Below are 15,717 nucleotides of genomic sequence, written 5' to 3' on the forward strand. Positions count from 1 at the left end.
CGTCGTTCCGGTGTTCTGTTAGGAAGCTTTCCTATCAGAGTCCACACGGGGGCGTACACCCCTTCTCCGTACCGGAGTTGGGGTGCCACTCCTGCGACGCGCGTCTCAGCCCAGGAGTTCCGCGCTGCTCGCCGGCTCCACCCGCGGCTGCCCATTGAGGCGGTGCCGCTCTATGGATGAGCGGCGGTACACCTCCTCGCGGACCCGCTGAATCTCGCCGATCGGCCGGTGCTCCTCACGAGTGCGCCAAGGCGTGATCGACGTGCCGTCGGCGGCGGCGAGGTTCTCGTCGCCGCCGATGTCCTGCCGCGGGATGGCGATCGTCGCGACCGTCACCCACGGAGACAGCGGCTCGGGCCACTCCGCCGAGGTGTTGTCCACCGGCATCCGCGCCAGATCGGCATTGAGCTGAACCTGCAGCTCGAAGACGTGGTCCCGCTCGGCGGCCTCCGCCACCAGCGTGTTGCGGAACGCTTCGCCGTCCGCCCGCACGTTGACGGTCAGATGCGTGACGGGGGAGGTGGGCACCGTGCGCACCTTGGCGATGTGGTCGCCGTACCGGAAGGCGCCCATGCTGTTGTAGGTGTACGAGAAGAGGTTCTGCCGCGGGACCTGAGTGAAGGACAGCATCGCGAACAGCTCGTCCCACAGCCACTCGTCCGAGCTCTCCAAGGTCCCCCGCCTGGTGAGGAATTCGCCCATCCAGGACTTCCGCCGCGCGGGGTTCACCAGCGCGTCCGGCAGCTCGGCGAACAACTCCTCGATGACCATGTAGTCGTAGGCCGTGTTGGCGAAGAAGACTTTGTTGTTGATCAGGTTGAGGTCGAAGGTCGTCTCTGTGGCCTCGTCGGCGAGCAGGGAGTCGCCGGGCACCCCGAACATCTTGATCCCCATGCCACAGGCCGCGCCGAGCAGCGAGTCGGCCCGCAGGTGGCCGAGCCCGTTGGAGTACCGGACGACCGCGTCGTAGGTGCCGGGCCTGGCGAAGATCCCCTGGTCGTAGGGTTCCGGCACCTCACCGACCGTAACCGTGGCCTTGACCAGCCCGTACGTCTTGCCGTGCGCGGTCCTGACCGAGCGCCCCACCCCCTGCCGCTCGACGGACTCCCGGGTGCGCCGGCCGACATTGCGCACGACCTCGTCCAGCTCCTGCTGATAGGTGGGCCGCTCGACGGGGGTGTAGGTCTCGTACCTGACGAAATCCACGACGGAGTTCTCCTTTGCCGCGTCCTGCATGGCTGCGTCCTGGGAGGAAAGTAGCCCGCTATTCAGTTGTGCACAACATAACTATCTGTGACGATGCCCACCTGTGCGATGCGTGACGAGGGCGGGCGGACGCCGGGGCGGAGCAGAAGCCGATGATGCAGGCGGTGTAGCCGCGGCCGGTCACCCACGGCCGAAGCCTTCCGGGTGGCGGCTGCGTGAACACGCATCGGGGACACCGGGGCTGCCGTGTCCCCATCGAAGTCGGCACGCGCAGGCCCGGCACCACCCGCACAAGCTGGGCCGACTCGACGACAAGGCGGAGCTGACCCGCTAGCCGGCTGTACCCGAGGAGAGAGCAATGCCCAACCTCAAACGCCCGCCTGGGCGTTGCATGCGGGCCCGGGTATGACGTCATGCTTGTGCCACCTCTACCTCGCACGCCTCGCCTGCGTCCGGGCGGCATGCCGCGACCGCCCGGACCGTGCCAGTTCCACGCCCGGCTCAGTCCCCCGGCTGCCAGTCGGGCCGGCGGCCGCTGAAGCCCACCACCCGGTCCATCAGCGGCGCGTCCTCGGGCACCTCCACCACCGGGCCGAACATCCCGTCCCGGCTTGAATCGTCCCCGATCGGCTTCAGCAGTTCGTACGACACCCGCAGGCTCGCCTCGCCAGGGGTGTACTCCTGGCCCGTCGCCCGGGCCAGATCCCAGCCGTGGATCACGAGCTCGTTCAGGGCGACCCGTCCGGCGATCGCGGCCGGGAATGTGACGCCGCCCGCCTGGGTGTCGCCGTCCCACGTCCCGGGCTTCTGCCATGCCTCCGCCAGCTCGTTCAGTCGCCGCGGAAGTACGGCACGCCAGTCGTCATCGAGGACCGGCAGTACCGACCCCGGGTCGGTACTGGTGCTCGGCCCGAGATCCTTCCGCGCGGCGTCGCGGAACGCGGTGGACAGCCCGACGAGATGGCCCAGCAGCTCCCGTACGGAGTACTTCGGGCAGGGCGTCGGGTACGCGAGCTGCTCGTCGCCGATGGCGGCGAGCAGCTGCGCCACGGCGCGGGCGGCGGGGTGGAGGTCGGGGGAGGAGGTCTGCGTAGTGGAGTCCATACACATAGGACCGGGCGGGCGGCCGAAACTCATCGCTCCCCCCGGACGCACCGCACCGCCGGCCCCGGATGCGCGCACTGAGCCCGGGATGCGCGCACTGACCCCGGGATCCAAGGCCGGCGGACCGATGGACGGTCTCTGGGAGGACCTCGAACGGTCGCCTGATCGGAGCATCCGGACGCGGCCGGACCGCCCGACCCGCCTCCGGGCCCATACGCTCCCCGAGTGACCCGTACCCGTGCCACTGACCTGAACACCGGACTTGACGACTTCCTCGCCTGGGCGGAAAAAGAGCGCGGGGCGCCGTTGCCCGTGCGCGTCGCGGACGCCGTGCTGACGCTTCTGGCCCTGCGCGGCGCGGACCGCAGGGCGGGCGTGCCCGAGCCGACCCCGCAGCTGCTGCGCCGCGTACTGCACGAGGACCTGCCCCCACTGCTCTGCGCCACCCCGGCGGAGCTTGCCGCCGTGCCCGGCGTACTCACCGCTCTCGCCGACCGCGTCAGGGCCGCGGGGAGGCTGAACGCCAAGCGCCATATGCGCCTGGTCGCCGCGATCGACGACGCGGTGCCGGAGTTCCGGCGGGCGATCGCCGATCCCCGGAACCTGACCTGGCCGGCGTGGTACGCGTCGCTGCTGCGCGCCGCCGGAGTCGACCCCGACGACCCCGCCGCCGTACGGGAATGGCTCGCCGCCCATGAACGCGCGCCTCGCGCCGACCGGCCGGTCCTGCCCGCGCCACTGCACCGCTCCGATGTCGCGGCCCGCACCTTCGCCACCCGCGTCCAGCTCACCGACGCACTGCTCGCCGCCTTCGCCCATGACGTCGAAGGCCCCTCGCCGACCGGCCCCCTGCTGCCCAGTCCGCCGCTGGATGCCGACCGCCCGGAGGAGGCGCTGGGGGAGGAGCTGGAGCGGATCGCGGGCGCGCTGATCGACCGCTGGACGGCCGCGGGCCTGAGCGACGCGCTCGCAGGACCGTACGCCGCACTCGCGCCCGCACCGGACGCGCTGCCGCACGTCGCCCTCGCCGACCGCCTGCTCGACGAACACCTCGACTACTACGGCGATTCGGGTACCCCGCTGCCACCGCCGCCCGTTCTCCCCGCCCCCGAGGACATCCGCGGGCTTCTGCAAGGTGCCCCGCTTCCGGCGGCTCTCGCGGCGGGCTCCGACGATGGGCGCGAACTCGCGGAGCGGTGCGGATTCCCCGGACCCGCCGACGATGTCTGGGCCAGGGGAACCCCGCAAGAGCTGACCGAACTGGGCGCGGACATCCTGGCGGCGGTCGTGGAGCGCATCGCCGCCGCGCCTGGCGAGGACGAGGAGTCGGCCCGCGAAGCCCACGAGGACGCCGGGGACGCCCGCGAAGCCCGCGACGCCCACGAGGCCGCCGAGGACGCCGAGGACTACGCCCTGGACGCGGCGCACCTCCTCTATTCGCTGTACGAGCGCGGCGGCACCGCCGACTCCGTGGCGCGGAAGGCCGCCGAACAGGGCTCCTGGCAGGTCGACCCGTCGCTCGAGGACGCGCCGGTGCCGGTCCCCGACACCGCCCCCGCCGACTATGTGACGCCGTCACCGGACGAGCTGTCCGCCCTGCTGGGCCTTCCCGGCCTGGGCGAGGAGGACCGGGCCGAACTCGACGGCCCTGCCCGGTCCCTGTCCGCCGTGGTCGACCAACTGGCCGAGACAGGATGCGTGTTCCGCGCCGGTGACTCCTACGGCCTCACCGCGCTCGGCAACGCCGTCCTGCGTCACGTACTGGCCGCGGGTCAGGTCGCCGCCCCCGACGAGGAGACCGTCGCCGCGTGGGATGCCGCCGAGGTCATCACCGCCGTGCAGAACTGGCCGCCCCGGACAGCGGCCCGCACGCTCGCCCAGTGGACGGCCGGCCACGGCGGCGGATCCTGGAGCGATCTGCTGAACGCCCTCGACATCGCGAAGCGCACGGACTTCCCCGGCATCCGCACATCGACCCTCTTCGCGTACCTCGACCTCGCCGCCGTCCCCGCCGAGGCGCTGCGCTCCGCCGTCCCGAACCCCACGATCGGCGCATACGCTCACCGCCTGCTGCTGACCCGCGGCGAGGCCGCACCCTCGGACGCGGAACGTGTCCCGCCGAGCGCCCGCGCGGTGCTGATCCTCGAAGAACTGGACGCTCGCTGGGTTGAGGACCTGCGTACGTACGCGCGCGTCCTGACGGAGGAAGAGGAACCAGACCTGGCCGCCCTGCCTTCAGCAATCCCCGGCGCCTTCGACGCGGCGGCATCGACCTGGCCGGGCGGAGCCGCCTCCCTTGTCCCGGCTCTTGCGGAAGCCCATCCGCCCACATCAGTCAGGGTGTTGGAGCAACTGGGCAGCGGGCACCCGGACTCTCGGGTGGCGGCACTGGCGTCCCGCACGGCGAAGGCGGCGAAGGCGAAGTCCGCCGGGGCGGGAGGCGCGTAGACGAGGCGAAGGAGGCACTGGGACGAGCAGCGAGGTACGGCCGACGGCCGGGCGAAGCCCTTGCACAGGGCAGACCTGCTGGTTGATCACATGGTTGTACGGACCAAGGCAGTGGCACCGGCGGCAGCGTGGGCGTCGTCGGCTATGGTGCCGGGCAAAAGGACCAGGGGAGGGTGGGAGCAACGATGGCGTCCGAGGGTCCGATCGACCTGATCAGTCTGGAGGGCGAGGGCAACCGCGTGATCGTACGGATCACCGGGAGGCAGTCCGCCCAGGACCCGCCCCGCGCCGATGCGCTGGTCGGAGAAATCATCGTCGACACCGCTTTCGTACGCGGAAGCATCGCAACGTCGATCTTCCCGGAAGACCTGACGGAGTGGCAGGAAGCCCTGGACACGCTTGATGGCGGGCAGGACGTCTCGTGGCGTGAGAACAAGCGCGCGACCGAGATGTTCATCGAGCTCGACCCGGACGGTGAGCGGGCCCACGTCACCGTCGCGGACCGCTCGATGTCGCTCACGACCGTGACGGTCACTGTCGCTGTCGCAGACGCCTGGTTCGACGACGCCTACCACCGCCTGGACCAGGTTCTGCGGACCTGGCCGTTGGAAGACGCCTGAACCTGCCTGCGCGGTCCTGGCGATCTCTCCGATGCTCGCCCGTAGCGCCGGCTGCGCGGGCGGGCGGGAGCGGGCGGGCGGCAGCCGCGCTGCCGACGTCGGGACGCCCTCAGAAAGACGTCTCCCGCACACTGGCCCGGTCCGAGGGAACGGTCGTCGACGTGATCTCCGAGCGGTGCCGGTCGGCCGCGAAAGTCACCGTCAGGGTGTCCGGCGCGCTCTGTGTCGTGCTTGCCGTGAAGCCCTGGCCCGGCACCGCCGAGATGAGGCATACCCCGCCGCTCCCGTAGCGCACGGTGGCCTGCCCGCCCTGGGACGAGATGGTGTGCACGCCCGAACCGCCCTGTTCGCAGCCCTCGCCGGCCGAGTTCGCTCCGGACGGCTCCTGGGGAGGCTGTGGAGTCGTACGGGCCGCGGGGGTTGGCGACGCCGTACGGGGTCTGTCGGTCTTCCGGGGCGGCGTCGGCCTGGGTGCGGACGGGCTCGGGGTGGGCTCGGGGCTCGGGGAGGCGCTCGGGCGCGGTGTCACCGTGGCCCGCGGCGAGGTGGTGGCGAAATCCTTCGGGGCCGACTGCGCGACCGGCGCGGTCGGCCTGGTCGATCCCACCACGAAATGGACCGTGATGATGACGGCTGTGACGCTGGCCGCCGTGCAGGACAGCCAGATGAGCACGTAGCGCAGGTACCGGGACACGACACCATCTTGGCGGACCCGCTAACGTGCCTGCTCATGGCCTCCGTACTTGTCGTCGAGGACGACCCAGTCATCCGGGCCGCGCTGATCGAGGTCCTCACCGGACACGGGTACGCGGTGAAGACCGCTCACCAGGGTTTCGAGGCGCTGCGGCAGATCACCCAGGGCCCGCCCGACATCGTCGTGCTCGACCTCGGACTGCCGGACCTGGACGGTCTCGACGTCCTGCGGATGATCCGCGGCATCTCACGCGTACCCGTACTGGTCGCCACGGCCCGCGACGACGACACGGAGATCATCAGACTCCTCAACACCGGAGCCGACGACTACATGGTCAAGCCTTTCTCCGGCGGCCAGCTCGCCGCCAGAATCGCCGCCGTACTGCGGCGTTCCGGGCCCGGCGCGGACGACGGCGACCGGCAGCCGGTCCTCCAGGTCGCCGGTCTCAGGATCGACCCGCTCGCCCGAACCGCGCACCTGGATGACCGCGAACTCTCCCTGACCCGACGGGAGTTCGACCTGCTCGCCTACCTCGCGCGCAACGCCGACCAGGTCATATCCCGGCAGCGCATACTCGCCGAGGTCTGGCAGCAGCCGTATCTCGAGGACCAGACGGTTGACGTCCACCTCTCGGCACTGCGCAGGAAGCTGGGTGAGAAGGCCGCGGATCCGCGCTATCTGCACACGGTGCGCGGTATCGGGATCAAGCTGGTCGCCTCGCCGTCATGAGACGCGCCCTCGCAGGGATCTCGCTCGCGGCGACGCTGATGATCGCGCTGTCCTTCCTCATTCCGCTCGCCCTGCTCGTACGCGAACAGGCCCGGGACCGGGTGACCACCGCCGCCGAACAGCGTGCGGCCGCCCTCGCGCCGGTACTCGCCCTGACCACGAGACCGGCCGATGTACAGCAGGCCGTCGCGGGCCTGGGCTCGGACGACCAGCTCGCCGTACGGCTCCCGGACGGCGGGCTCGTGGGCACTTTGCATGCGCCGCCGCAGGCGCTGGACCGCGCGGTGGGCAAACGGGAGACGCTGGCGCTCGACACCGCCGATGGATGGATCTATCTCCAGCCCGTCGTCCTGGACCGGAACCGGGTGGCGGTCGTCGAGGCATACGTACCCGCCGGGTATCTGACCCGGGGCGTGTGGGCCTCGTGGGGCGTCATGTCGCTGCTCGCGCTCGGCCTGGTCGGCGGCTCGGTGCTGGTCGCCGACCGGCTGGGCGCCCGGGTCGTCCGCTCCTCCAGGAGCCTGAAGCGCGCCTCCCTGGCCCTGGGGTCGGGGGACCTCGACGTACGGGTGGAACCGGACGGTCCGCCGGAGTTGCAGGAAGCGGGGGCCGCGTTCAACACGATGGCCGACCGGGTCGTGGAACTGCTCGCCATCGAGCGGGAGATGGTCGCGGACCTCTCGCACCGGCTCAGGACGCCGCTGACCGCGCTGTACCTGGAGGCGGATCTGCTGGGCGGGTCACCGGGCGCCCGGCGGATCACGGAGGCCGTCGCGCAGCTGGAGAGCGAACTGGACTCGATCATCACCGCCGCCCGCACCCCGCTGGCCGCCGGCCCGGCGAACGGGGCAAAGCCGGCACGCCCGAGCGAGGTGACCCAGGTGGTGGCGATGCGGCTCGACTTCTGGTCGGTGCTCGCCACCCAGCAGGACCGGCTGTGCGAACGCTCTTTCACGCCGCGGCCGACGCCCATAGCGTTCCCCGAGGACGACCTTGCCGCGGTCGTGGACGCGCTGATCGGGAACGTCTTCCGGCACACTCCGCAGGGCACCGCCTTCGCCGTACGCGTGGAGCGTGCCGATCGCCATGTGCTGCTGACGGTGGAGGACGCGGGCCCCGGCGTTGCCGACCCGGACGCCGCGCTCACCCGGGGTGTCAGCGTCGGCGGCTCCACGGGCCTCGGCCTGGACATCGTGGGGCGTGCGGCCCGCGCGGCGGGCGGGGAGCTGGAGATCACCCGCGCGCCGATGGGCGGGGCTCGGGTGCGGGTGTCGTTCGGGCTGGCGGGCGACGGGCGGTAGCGGGCCCTACCGGCTCGCGCCGAAGTCCTGCGTCCACCAGGGGCCGCCGTCCCCGAAGTGCACTCCGATGCCTATCTCCTTGAAGGAGCAGTTGAGGATGTTGGCGCGGTGGCCGGGGCTGTTCATCCAGGCGTCCATGACGGCGGCCGCGTCGGACTGCCCGCGGGCTATGTTCTCGCCCAGCGTGGACCAGAGATACCCGGCGGCGTCGACGCGGCCGGCCATCGTGGACCCGTCGGGTCCGGTGTGGGACATCACGCCACTGCGGGCCATGACATCGCTGTAGTCGTCCGCGGCCTCGGTCAGCTTCGCGTTGGAGGTGAGCGGCGAGCAACCGGCCGACGCGCGTTCCTTGTTGACGAGCGTGAGGACCTGGGCCTCGGCGCCGTCCGAGGACCCCGACCCCGTGCCCGCCCCGGAACCGCCGGAGGACGAGGCTGATCCGCCTCCACCTCCGGACCCACCCGTTCCGCTCCCACTCTTCGCCTGGACCGTGGGCTTCGGCGCGGTCGTGGGACTCGCCGTCCGCTTCGGCTTGGCCGAGGCCGGAAGGGAGGTGGACGGGCTCGTCGACGCGATCGCCTCAGGGCTCCCCGACGGCGAGGCAAGCGGCGACTCGCTGCCCGCCGCAGTGTCGTCCTCGCCCGGCCCGGCCACGTCACCGGCGGCGTTCGTCTCCACCCGGCCGGCCGTCTTGTCGTCGTTCCCGCCGCCTGTGGCGAGGGTGACTCCGACACCCGCCGTGACGGTGATCACGCCCAGCGCCAGCGCGACGCTGCGTGCCCGCTTCCCGCCCTTGGGGCGGGCGTGGGAACGGGAGTTCGGGCCATCGGCTCGTCGGGAACCCATACGTGCAACACCTCGGAAGGAAGACGGCTGAGCAGGCGAGATCCCGGCAGACGCAGCCGCGCCCACCGGGATCACGGTGGGGGGTTGACGAGAGCGTAAGCCGGTCCATGCGCCAAAAGGCCCTGAGGAAGGGCTTCTTCACGAAGCCATAAGAAAGCCATCAGACTCCCGCCAGGTACGGCGGGCAGGCCGCGAGGCGATGTGTACGGTCCACCCCTCTTGTGGGCAGGCGCAGCCTGTGGCATATAGGTCTGGACCATTGCCGTCCGCCGTGGAGGTCCGACTGTGCAACGTCCCCCCACACTCCCCGCGTTGGCCTGCGCCGCCGCTCTCCTGCTGACCGCCTGCGGAGGCGAGGGCAAAGACACCGAGAACCCGTCGCCCCCCGGCGGCGTCACGGCCCAGGCGGGCAGCGCCACATCCGTGCATGTCATGTGGGAGCAGGCCACCGACAACAAGGCCGTTACCGGGTACGAGGTGTTCCAGCAGGGCGCCAAGGTCAAGACGCTGCCGGGCACCAAACACATGGTCGACATCGACCGGCTGTCCCCGACGACGGCCTACACCTTCACCGTCCGCGCGCGCGACGCCGCCGGGAACCTCTCCGAGCCCAGTGCCGCCGTGCCCGTCACCACCCCGGCCCCCACGCCGGAGGACCACAAGGCGCCATCGCGGCCCGTGAAGCTGCGCGGCCGGGCCGAGGGGAGCCGCGCGGCCACTCTGTCCTGGGGGCGCGCCGCCGACGACGTGGGCGTCACCTCGTACGACATCTACCAGGAGGATTCCCGCATCCACAGCGTGAGCGGCACTGAGAGAACGGCTCACGTCACCGGCCTGCGGCCAGGCACCGTCTACACCTTCACGGTACGGGCGCGCGACGCCGCCGAGAACTCGTCGCCGGACAGCGCCGCCGTCGACCTCACCACCGCGTCGGCGCCCGGGAAGGGACCCAGCACGGCGCCCACCGATCTCAACGCGACGGCCCGCAAGGGGAACGTCGACCTGGCCTGGACGCCGCCCGCGACGGGCGGGCCGGTCAAGGAGCATCAGCTGTTCCTGAACGGGAAGTTGGCCACCACGATCGTCTGGGGCGCCGAGCCTCCCGCCGGGACGGCGACGTACACCTTCATGGTCACGGACAAGCCCGGCACCCGTTACAGCGTCAAGCTCCGGGCCAGGCTGCCCGACGGGAAGTGGGGCGACTTCTCCGCGCAGCGCACGGTGGTCGTCGCCGGTCGGTGAGCGCCACTCCGGTGTGCGCGTTCACGCCCGCTCAAGTGCCGCCTGTTCGGTGCGGTGTTCGTGGACGCGCAGGTTCAGGGTGGCCAGATCGAGCAGCGGGGTCGCGACCGACAGGGCGCGGGCGCGCGTCACGAAATCGCCGAAGACGTGCTCGACCTCGGTCGGACGGCCGCTCATGACATCGCGGTACATGGAGGAGGCGAACGGTGACCCGGCCCGGGTCACGATCGAGATGGTGGTGGCGAGTTCGGCCTCCGGGACGGGGAAGCCCGCCGCGGCCGATACCGCGGCGGCCTCGGCCAGGATGGCGGGACCGAGGCCAAAGCCGCCGGGGACCGCGCTGACGTCGCCGACGGTGCCGCGCATCAGGCAGGTCAGGGCGCCGACGGTGGTGATGAAGACCCACTTGTGCCACATCGCCGCGACGATGTCCGTCGACACACTCGCGTCGATGCCCGCGTCGTCCAGGAGGGCGTGGACGGCGTCCACTCGTGGTGACGGCCGGCTGTCCTGCTCGCCGATGGTCAAGGTCGCGAGTGGGGCGAGGCGGACGATGTCTCCGTCGTCGTTCACGGTGGTGAGGATCTTGGCCACGCCGCCCAGAACCGGTCGGGCGCCGAAGCGTGCGTTGAGCTGGTCGAGATGGGCCATGCCGTTGAGGAAGGGCACGATGGCGGTCTTCGGGCCGATCGCCGGAGCGGCATCCTCGATGGCCTGCTCGAGGGTGGTGGCCTTGACCGACAGCAGCACCAGGTCGTAGGGGGAGGAGAGTTCGTCGGCGGTGACCAGCTGGGGTGTGAGCACCTCTTCCTCGCCCAGACCGATGATGCGCAGACCCCGCTCACGCAGAGTCGCGGCGCGACGCGGGCGGACGAGGAAGGTGACATCCCGTCCGGCCTGGGCGAGGCGGGCGCCGAAGTAGCCTCCCGTGGCTCCGGCGCCGACGACCAGGATCCTCATGAGTGTTGAACCTTTCGAAGTTCTGTCGTGGACCGGCCAATGCGTGTTGCCGTCGCAGGGTAAGGCATGTCGGTTCGGCGAGTGCCCCTGGCATGTCCCGGGACGACTTGATCAAGCAGGCCTGCGAGTTCTTGGCTGGTGGCGTACCCCCCATGGACATCCATGCCTGTCCGGCGGCGGACATCTCCGAGCGGTACCGGCAGCGCGGGGGCGGGCCGGCGGGTGGGTGCGCTACCGATGACGTCCCGTTGGTAGGTCAAGTACCTGACGTACTGCCTCAGTGATCTTCGATCGGTACGGGATCTCCGAGCGGGTCGTTCGGATTCATCTTGAACTGCGGTGGTGTGAAGGTGCCGTCCTGCTGTTGGTAGTCGTACTGGGGTGCGCCGTTGCCGGAGGCGACAGCGAACGGTGTGCCGTTGTCCTTGTTCACTTTGGTTTTTCTGCGCACGCCTTCGCTCGACCATTCCACGACGAAACTGAAGGTGTGTACATCCGCCGTCGTGAACGCGACGATGGTGAAAGTCTCCGGATCGCTCTCGGTGACCTGAACGGGAAAGCCTCGTACCCGCATCTTCCCCGCGGCGTTCTCGCCCGACTTGAACGCCAGGGCCGGAGTCTTCTTGTCGAGGTCGGCCAGGAACGCACTGAAGTTGCTTCCCCCGCAGCCGCCGACCCTGCGGACGCGCACGCCGGTCGCGGGTGTCGGTTTCACGTCCACTACATCGACGGTGATGTTCTGGATCGTCACGGCGCGGCCGGTCTTGCCCTGGAGCGTCAGGTCGATGGTCGTGCGGTCGGCAGTTACGGCGCTGTGATTGCTGTCGAACGTGGCGAGCCGCTTGTTGTGCGCGGCGACCTGTGCGCTTGTTCTGGCCGCGCCACTGTCAACGTGGGCTGCAATGTCTTCCAGGGGCGGGGCCTTGGGGTAGACCCTGCCGGGACCGTTCTCGCAGGCGTCCCAGGGGTCGCTTTCCCGGGAGGTGAACGTGAAGGGTGGCCCACTGACTTTCTTCGGCGCTTCCGACCCGTTGCGGTTGTTGCTGTTTCCGTCTCCGCATACCGAGGAGTCGTTGCACTCATTGTGCGAACAGCCCAGAAGTACAGGACCGGCGCAGATGGCCAGGCCGCAGAGTAGAGCGATGGGCCGCTTCATCTTCCACTTTCCTGGGGTGCCGGGTCGGTTACAACTCCATTGTTATTGTTGTTGTTGTTTTCGTGACCGCACACGGTGTGACCAGAGCACTCGTTGCGGTCCCCGCCGATGGTGTCCGTGGCCCACACCGCGCCGACGATGGCGACTGCCGCGGCGATGATCGCGAGTAACACCCGCGTTCGCTGAGTCCCGTTCATGGTCATGATTCCCCCTGCCGTCGGCAGACGCTGGTGAAGGTCCTGCAGCGCCCCAGTATCTCCGTCCCTCGCCACTAGTGGGAGGATTTTCCCCAGATCATGGGAGATGAGTGGGTAACCCGCCTATGGGGGACTCGGTTTGGCGGAGGGGCGCGGCCGTGTACCCCTTCTCGGCGACCGAGGTCCGCTGAGGTGCTTCGGTATTACCCGACAGGGACGAGCGCGACCGGCGGCGGTACGCGATGCTCACCACTGTCGACATCGACCCGGTGCATCTCGCAGCGCACGGAGTCGACGCCGGGGATCTCTGTCGCCTCACGATTGACACCGGGACACAACTCCTGCATCCAGGCGACCGCTTGGTTCAGCAGAGTGTGTGCCCGTGCCTCGGGGTGGCGGAGCGGTCCGTTCGGCGATGTCCTGCCCTCAGGCGGTGTACGTGGGCCGACGGTTCGTGTACGCGGGCGTGCCCGGTCGCCGCCCGAAATCCGACGTGCGGCAGGGTGTGTTCGGGGAGTTCCTGGGAGTCGCCCGGCGTCGCTTCCCCGCGACCATGACCCACAGGTGGACCTGACCCGGGCGCCCTGGCTTCCACGCGGCGGCACATCACAACCTCGTGACCTCGGTCGGGAACAAACCACTTCGGTCCGTAGTTCCGCAGGTCATGACGACCAAGCACGAAGTCCTGCGCTACACCGCCTTTTCCGGCGACCCCGAAGGAGGCAACCCCGCCGGGGTCGTCCTCGATGCCTCAGGACTCGGGGACGCCGACATGCTCTTCATCGCCGCCGACCTCGGGTACAGCGAGTCCGCGTTCCTTTCCGCGCCGCCCGAAGGGCTCGCGGGGGAGGCCGGACGGGCATTCACCGTCCGGTACTTCAGCCCCAAGGCGGAGGTGCCGTTCTGCGGTCACGCCACGGTCGCCACGGCCATCGCCCTCGGCGAGCGCATCGGTACGGGCGACATGGTGTTCGCCACGCGCGCGGGGACGGTGCCGGTGACGGTGAGCGAGGAGAGCGGGGCGCTGCGGGCCACGCTCACCACGGTCGAGCCGCACACCGAGGACATCGCGGACACCGACCTCGCCGAGGCACTGGCGGCGCTGGACTGGCCGGCCGCCGATCTGGATCCCGCGCTGCCGCCCCGTATCGCCTTCGCCGGAGCCCGGCATCTGGTACTCGCTGCCGCGACCCGTAAGCGGCTGGCGGATCTGGCGTACGACTTCGAACGTCTGGAAGCGGTGATGCGCCGCCTCGATCTGACCACGGTGCAGTTGGTGTGGCGGGAGTCGGCGAACGTCTTCCATGTGCGCGACCCGTTCCCGGTGGGCGGCGTCGTCGAGGACCCGGCGACGGGAGCGGCGGCAGGCGCGTTCGGCGCGTACGCGCGGGAAATCGGTCTGGTTCCCGAGGCGGCGGTCCTCACCCTCCACCAGGGCGAGGACATGGGCCGCCCGGGGGTGCTGACCGTGGAACTGCGCGAGGGGGACATGCGGGTGCGGGTGAGCGGGACAGGCACACGGATTGCCTGACGAGGGCGGGCCGCCCTGCTGGGGCCCGCGAGCCGCCGACCGGCTCGGGCACCGTGTGCCGTGGATGCGACAGGCCAGGCGATTCACCGGTCGGCGGGCTTCTCCCAGATCGAGACGTGCTGGCGACTCTCGCTGGTGAAGGCCTCCCGCGTCCATCCGTCCCACCGGTCGCGCAGCCCTAGCCCTGCGAGCTGTGCCATCAAGTCGAGTTCCGCCGGCCACACGTACCGGAACGGGATTGACCTGTACTCTCCGCGGCCGTCGATGACCTCAACGTAGTTCGAACTCATCGCCTGGGTGGCCACGTCGTAGGCGTCGAACGCCCACCGCGTCGGGCTCACATGGAATGGCACGATGTTCTGCCCGGCCGGGAGCTTTCTCAGGTCGGGAACCATGACCTCGATGACGAAACAGCCTCCGGGTTCGAGATGAGCCGCGACGTTGCGGAAGCAGGCCACCTGCGCCGCCTGTGTCGTCAGGTTCATGATCGTGTTGAAGACCAGATAGGCGAGCGAGAACTTCCCGTCCACCTTCGTTGTCGCGAAGTCGCCGATCGTGACTCCGATCGCGCTGCCGCCGCCTGGCTTGGCGCGCATCCGGGCAACCATCGCCCGTGACACGTCGATGCCGTGAACCGGGACTCCCTGATGGGCCAGCGGCAACGCGATACGTCCTGTCCCGATGCCCAGCTCAAGGGCCCGGCCGTCGCCGGCCAGCTCCGCCAGAACGCCGACCGCCGTATCTACGACGTTCGGAGTGAACATGTCTGCCGACGACTCGTCGTACGCAGCCGCAACGTGCTCTCCGAAGTAGCCGTCCCCATCGTCCATCGTCCAGACCGTACTGCGTATGTCCTTGCAGAGCGTGCGAATTTCAGGCTGCTCGGACCGTGAAGGCGTGCGGGACGGTGCGCTTGGGAGCGCACAGCCCTGCCCTGTGGACGACAACAGGTGGACCAGAGCAATGGACGGTCACCGTCGCCCGCCACGGTCAGCCCGGTTGGCGTAGTCCTGCGACGAGGAGCTCGACCAGTCGGCGTGCGTCGTAGCGGGGGTCGCTGTCGGCGCCGATGCAGAGGTTTCCGACGCCGCGCATGAGTTGGTAGGCGTTGAGGTCGGAGCGGATCTCACCGGAGGCGGCGGCAGCGTCGAGGAGTTGGGTGCACACCGGCAGGAGGCGGTCGAGGAAGTAGGCGTGCAGCGTTTCGAAGTCGGCGTTGTCGGTCTGCAGCGCGGCCGCGAGGCCGTGCTTGGTGACCAGGAAGTCGACGAAGAGGTCGATCCACCGTCCGAGGGCGGCGTGAGGTGTCGGGCTGGTCGCCAGCAGGGCCGGGCCGGCCTCGGCGCAGGCGTCGACCTGGTGGCGGTAGACGGCGATGACGAGGTCCGCCCGGGTGGGGAAGTGGCGGTAGATCGTGCCCATCCCGACGTCGGCCTTGGCCGCGATGTCGCGTACCGGCGCTTCCACGCCCGACGTGACGAAGACCGCGGCGGCCGCATCCAGCAAGGTCTGCCGGTTGCGCCGGGCGTCCTTGCGCTTGGACCCGGCTGCGCTTCCCGCGCCCTGGCCGCTGTCGTTCACCGCGGTGCTCCTTCCGTGACTGTACTTGCAAAGCGGAACACGGCTCCGTATCGTTAACGGAGCGAGGTTCCGTTTTGCTCATGATGTCAGAACAGGGGC

Annotated in this window: 15 protein-coding genes; 7 read left to right on the top strand and 8 right to left on the bottom strand. The window is 70.0% G+C overall.

The annotated features are described in order from the left end of the window. Window positions 1-105 precede the first annotated feature (105 nt). Together J7E87_RS07420 and J7E87_RS07425 are read right to left on the bottom strand one after the other, a co-directional pair. Window positions 106-1,236, bottom strand: a complete 1,131-nt coding sequence (locus J7E87_RS07420; RefSeq protein WP_251017032.1) for a catalase family protein — start codon at window positions 1,234-1,236, stop codon at window positions 106-108. A gap of 471 nt (window positions 1,237-1,707) precedes the next feature. After that, the gene (locus J7E87_RS07425; protein WP_215091145.1) at window positions 1,708-2,310 is read right to left on the bottom strand and encodes a TIGR03086 family metal-binding protein; all 603 of its coding nucleotides are present in this window, start codon (window positions 2,308-2,310) and stop codon (window positions 1,708-1,710) included. A gap of 225 nt (window positions 2,311-2,535) precedes the next feature. On the opposite strand from J7E87_RS07425, the gene J7E87_RS07430 reads away from it, so the two are divergent. Continuing rightward, on the top strand, window positions 2,536-4,758 hold the full coding sequence (locus J7E87_RS07430) for a hypothetical protein (RefSeq protein ID WP_215091147.1): 2,223 nt from the start codon (window positions 2,536-2,538) through the stop codon (window positions 4,756-4,758). A gap of 185 nt (window positions 4,759-4,943) precedes the next feature. After that, entirely contained in the window at window positions 4,944-5,378 is a 435-nt protein-coding gene (locus J7E87_RS07435) for a DUF5959 family protein (protein WP_215091149.1), read from the top strand. Between the two features lie 109 nt (window positions 5,379-5,487). On the opposite strand, the gene J7E87_RS07440 is transcribed toward J7E87_RS07435, so the two are convergent. Then, a complete protein-coding gene (locus J7E87_RS07440; protein ID WP_215091151.1) occupies window positions 5,488-5,709 on the bottom strand; it encodes a hypothetical protein in 222 nt (73 codons plus the stop codon). Between J7E87_RS07440 and J7E87_RS07445 the strand changes: the two genes are divergently transcribed. From J7E87_RS07445 to J7E87_RS07455, 3 genes are read left to right on the top strand one after another with little or no spacing between them, the layout of a single operon-like run. Further along, window positions 5,699-6,055, top strand: coding sequence for a hypothetical protein (locus J7E87_RS07445; RefSeq protein WP_215091154.1), 357 nt, complete (start codon window positions 5,699-5,701; stop codon window positions 6,053-6,055). The two genes, J7E87_RS07440 and J7E87_RS07445, sit on opposite strands and share 11 nt — an antisense overlap. A 53-nt stretch (window positions 6,056-6,108) precedes the next feature. Further along, window positions 6,109-6,801, top strand: a complete 693-nt coding sequence (locus J7E87_RS07450) for a response regulator transcription factor (protein ID WP_215091156.1) — start codon at window positions 6,109-6,111, stop codon at window positions 6,799-6,801. After that, complete coding sequence (locus tag J7E87_RS07455) at window positions 6,798-8,102, top strand: HAMP domain-containing sensor histidine kinase (RefSeq protein WP_215091158.1); 1,305 nt, start codon at window positions 6,798-6,800, stop codon at window positions 8,100-8,102. The genes J7E87_RS07450 and J7E87_RS07455 overlap by 4 nt, the downstream gene beginning before the upstream one ends. Window positions 8,103-8,108: 6 nt before the next feature. Here the strand turns inward: J7E87_RS07455 and J7E87_RS07460 are convergent, their stop codons facing one another. Then, window positions 8,109-8,951: a CAP domain-containing protein gene (locus J7E87_RS07460; RefSeq protein ID WP_215091160.1), complete on the bottom strand. Its 843-nt coding sequence runs from the start codon at window positions 8,949-8,951 to the stop codon at window positions 8,109-8,111. 285 nt (window positions 8,952-9,236) lie between these two features. Between J7E87_RS07460 and J7E87_RS07465 the strand changes: the two genes are divergently transcribed. Next, the gene (locus J7E87_RS07465; protein ID WP_215091162.1) at window positions 9,237-10,193 is read left to right on the top strand and encodes a fibronectin type III domain-containing protein; all 957 of its coding nucleotides are present in this window, start codon (window positions 9,237-9,239) and stop codon (window positions 10,191-10,193) included. 21 nt (window positions 10,194-10,214) lie between these two features. On the opposite strand, the gene J7E87_RS07470 is transcribed toward J7E87_RS07465, so the two are convergent. Both J7E87_RS07470 and J7E87_RS07475 read right to left on the bottom strand, forming a co-directional pair. Beyond that, window positions 10,215-11,153: a ketopantoate reductase family protein gene (locus tag J7E87_RS07470; protein WP_215091164.1), complete on the bottom strand. Its 939-nt coding sequence runs from the start codon at window positions 11,151-11,153 to the stop codon at window positions 10,215-10,217. A gap of 277 nt (window positions 11,154-11,430) precedes the next feature. Next, window positions 11,431-12,309: a hypothetical protein gene (locus J7E87_RS07475; protein WP_215091166.1), complete on the bottom strand. Its 879-nt coding sequence runs from the start codon at window positions 12,307-12,309 to the stop codon at window positions 11,431-11,433. Window positions 12,310-13,170: 861 nt separating this feature from the next. Between J7E87_RS07475 and J7E87_RS07480 the strand changes: the two genes are divergently transcribed. Beyond that, the gene (locus J7E87_RS07480; RefSeq protein WP_215091168.1) at window positions 13,171-14,037 is read left to right on the top strand and encodes a PhzF family phenazine biosynthesis protein; all 867 of its coding nucleotides are present in this window, start codon (window positions 13,171-13,173) and stop codon (window positions 14,035-14,037) included. A gap of 83 nt (window positions 14,038-14,120) precedes the next feature. Here J7E87_RS07480 and J7E87_RS07485 read toward each other — a convergent pair whose 3' ends face one another. Together J7E87_RS07485 and J7E87_RS07490 are read right to left on the bottom strand one after the other, a co-directional pair. After that, window positions 14,121-14,867, bottom strand: coding sequence for a class I SAM-dependent methyltransferase (locus J7E87_RS07485; protein WP_215091170.1), 747 nt, complete (start codon window positions 14,865-14,867; stop codon window positions 14,121-14,123). Between the two features lie 160 nt (window positions 14,868-15,027). Then, window positions 15,028-15,618 carry a TetR/AcrR family transcriptional regulator gene (locus J7E87_RS07490; protein WP_215091172.1) on the bottom strand — a complete coding sequence of 197 codons (591 nt, stop codon included), beginning with the start codon at window positions 15,616-15,618 and terminating at the stop codon, window positions 15,028-15,030. Window positions 15,619-15,717 lie beyond the last annotated feature (99 nt).

Origin of the sequence: Streptomyces sp. ISL-1 (assembly GCF_018614585.1) — a bacterium.
In the GTDB taxonomy this organism is placed as follows: domain Bacteria; phylum Actinomycetota; class Actinomycetes; order Streptomycetales; family Streptomycetaceae; genus Streptomyces; species Streptomyces maoxianensis.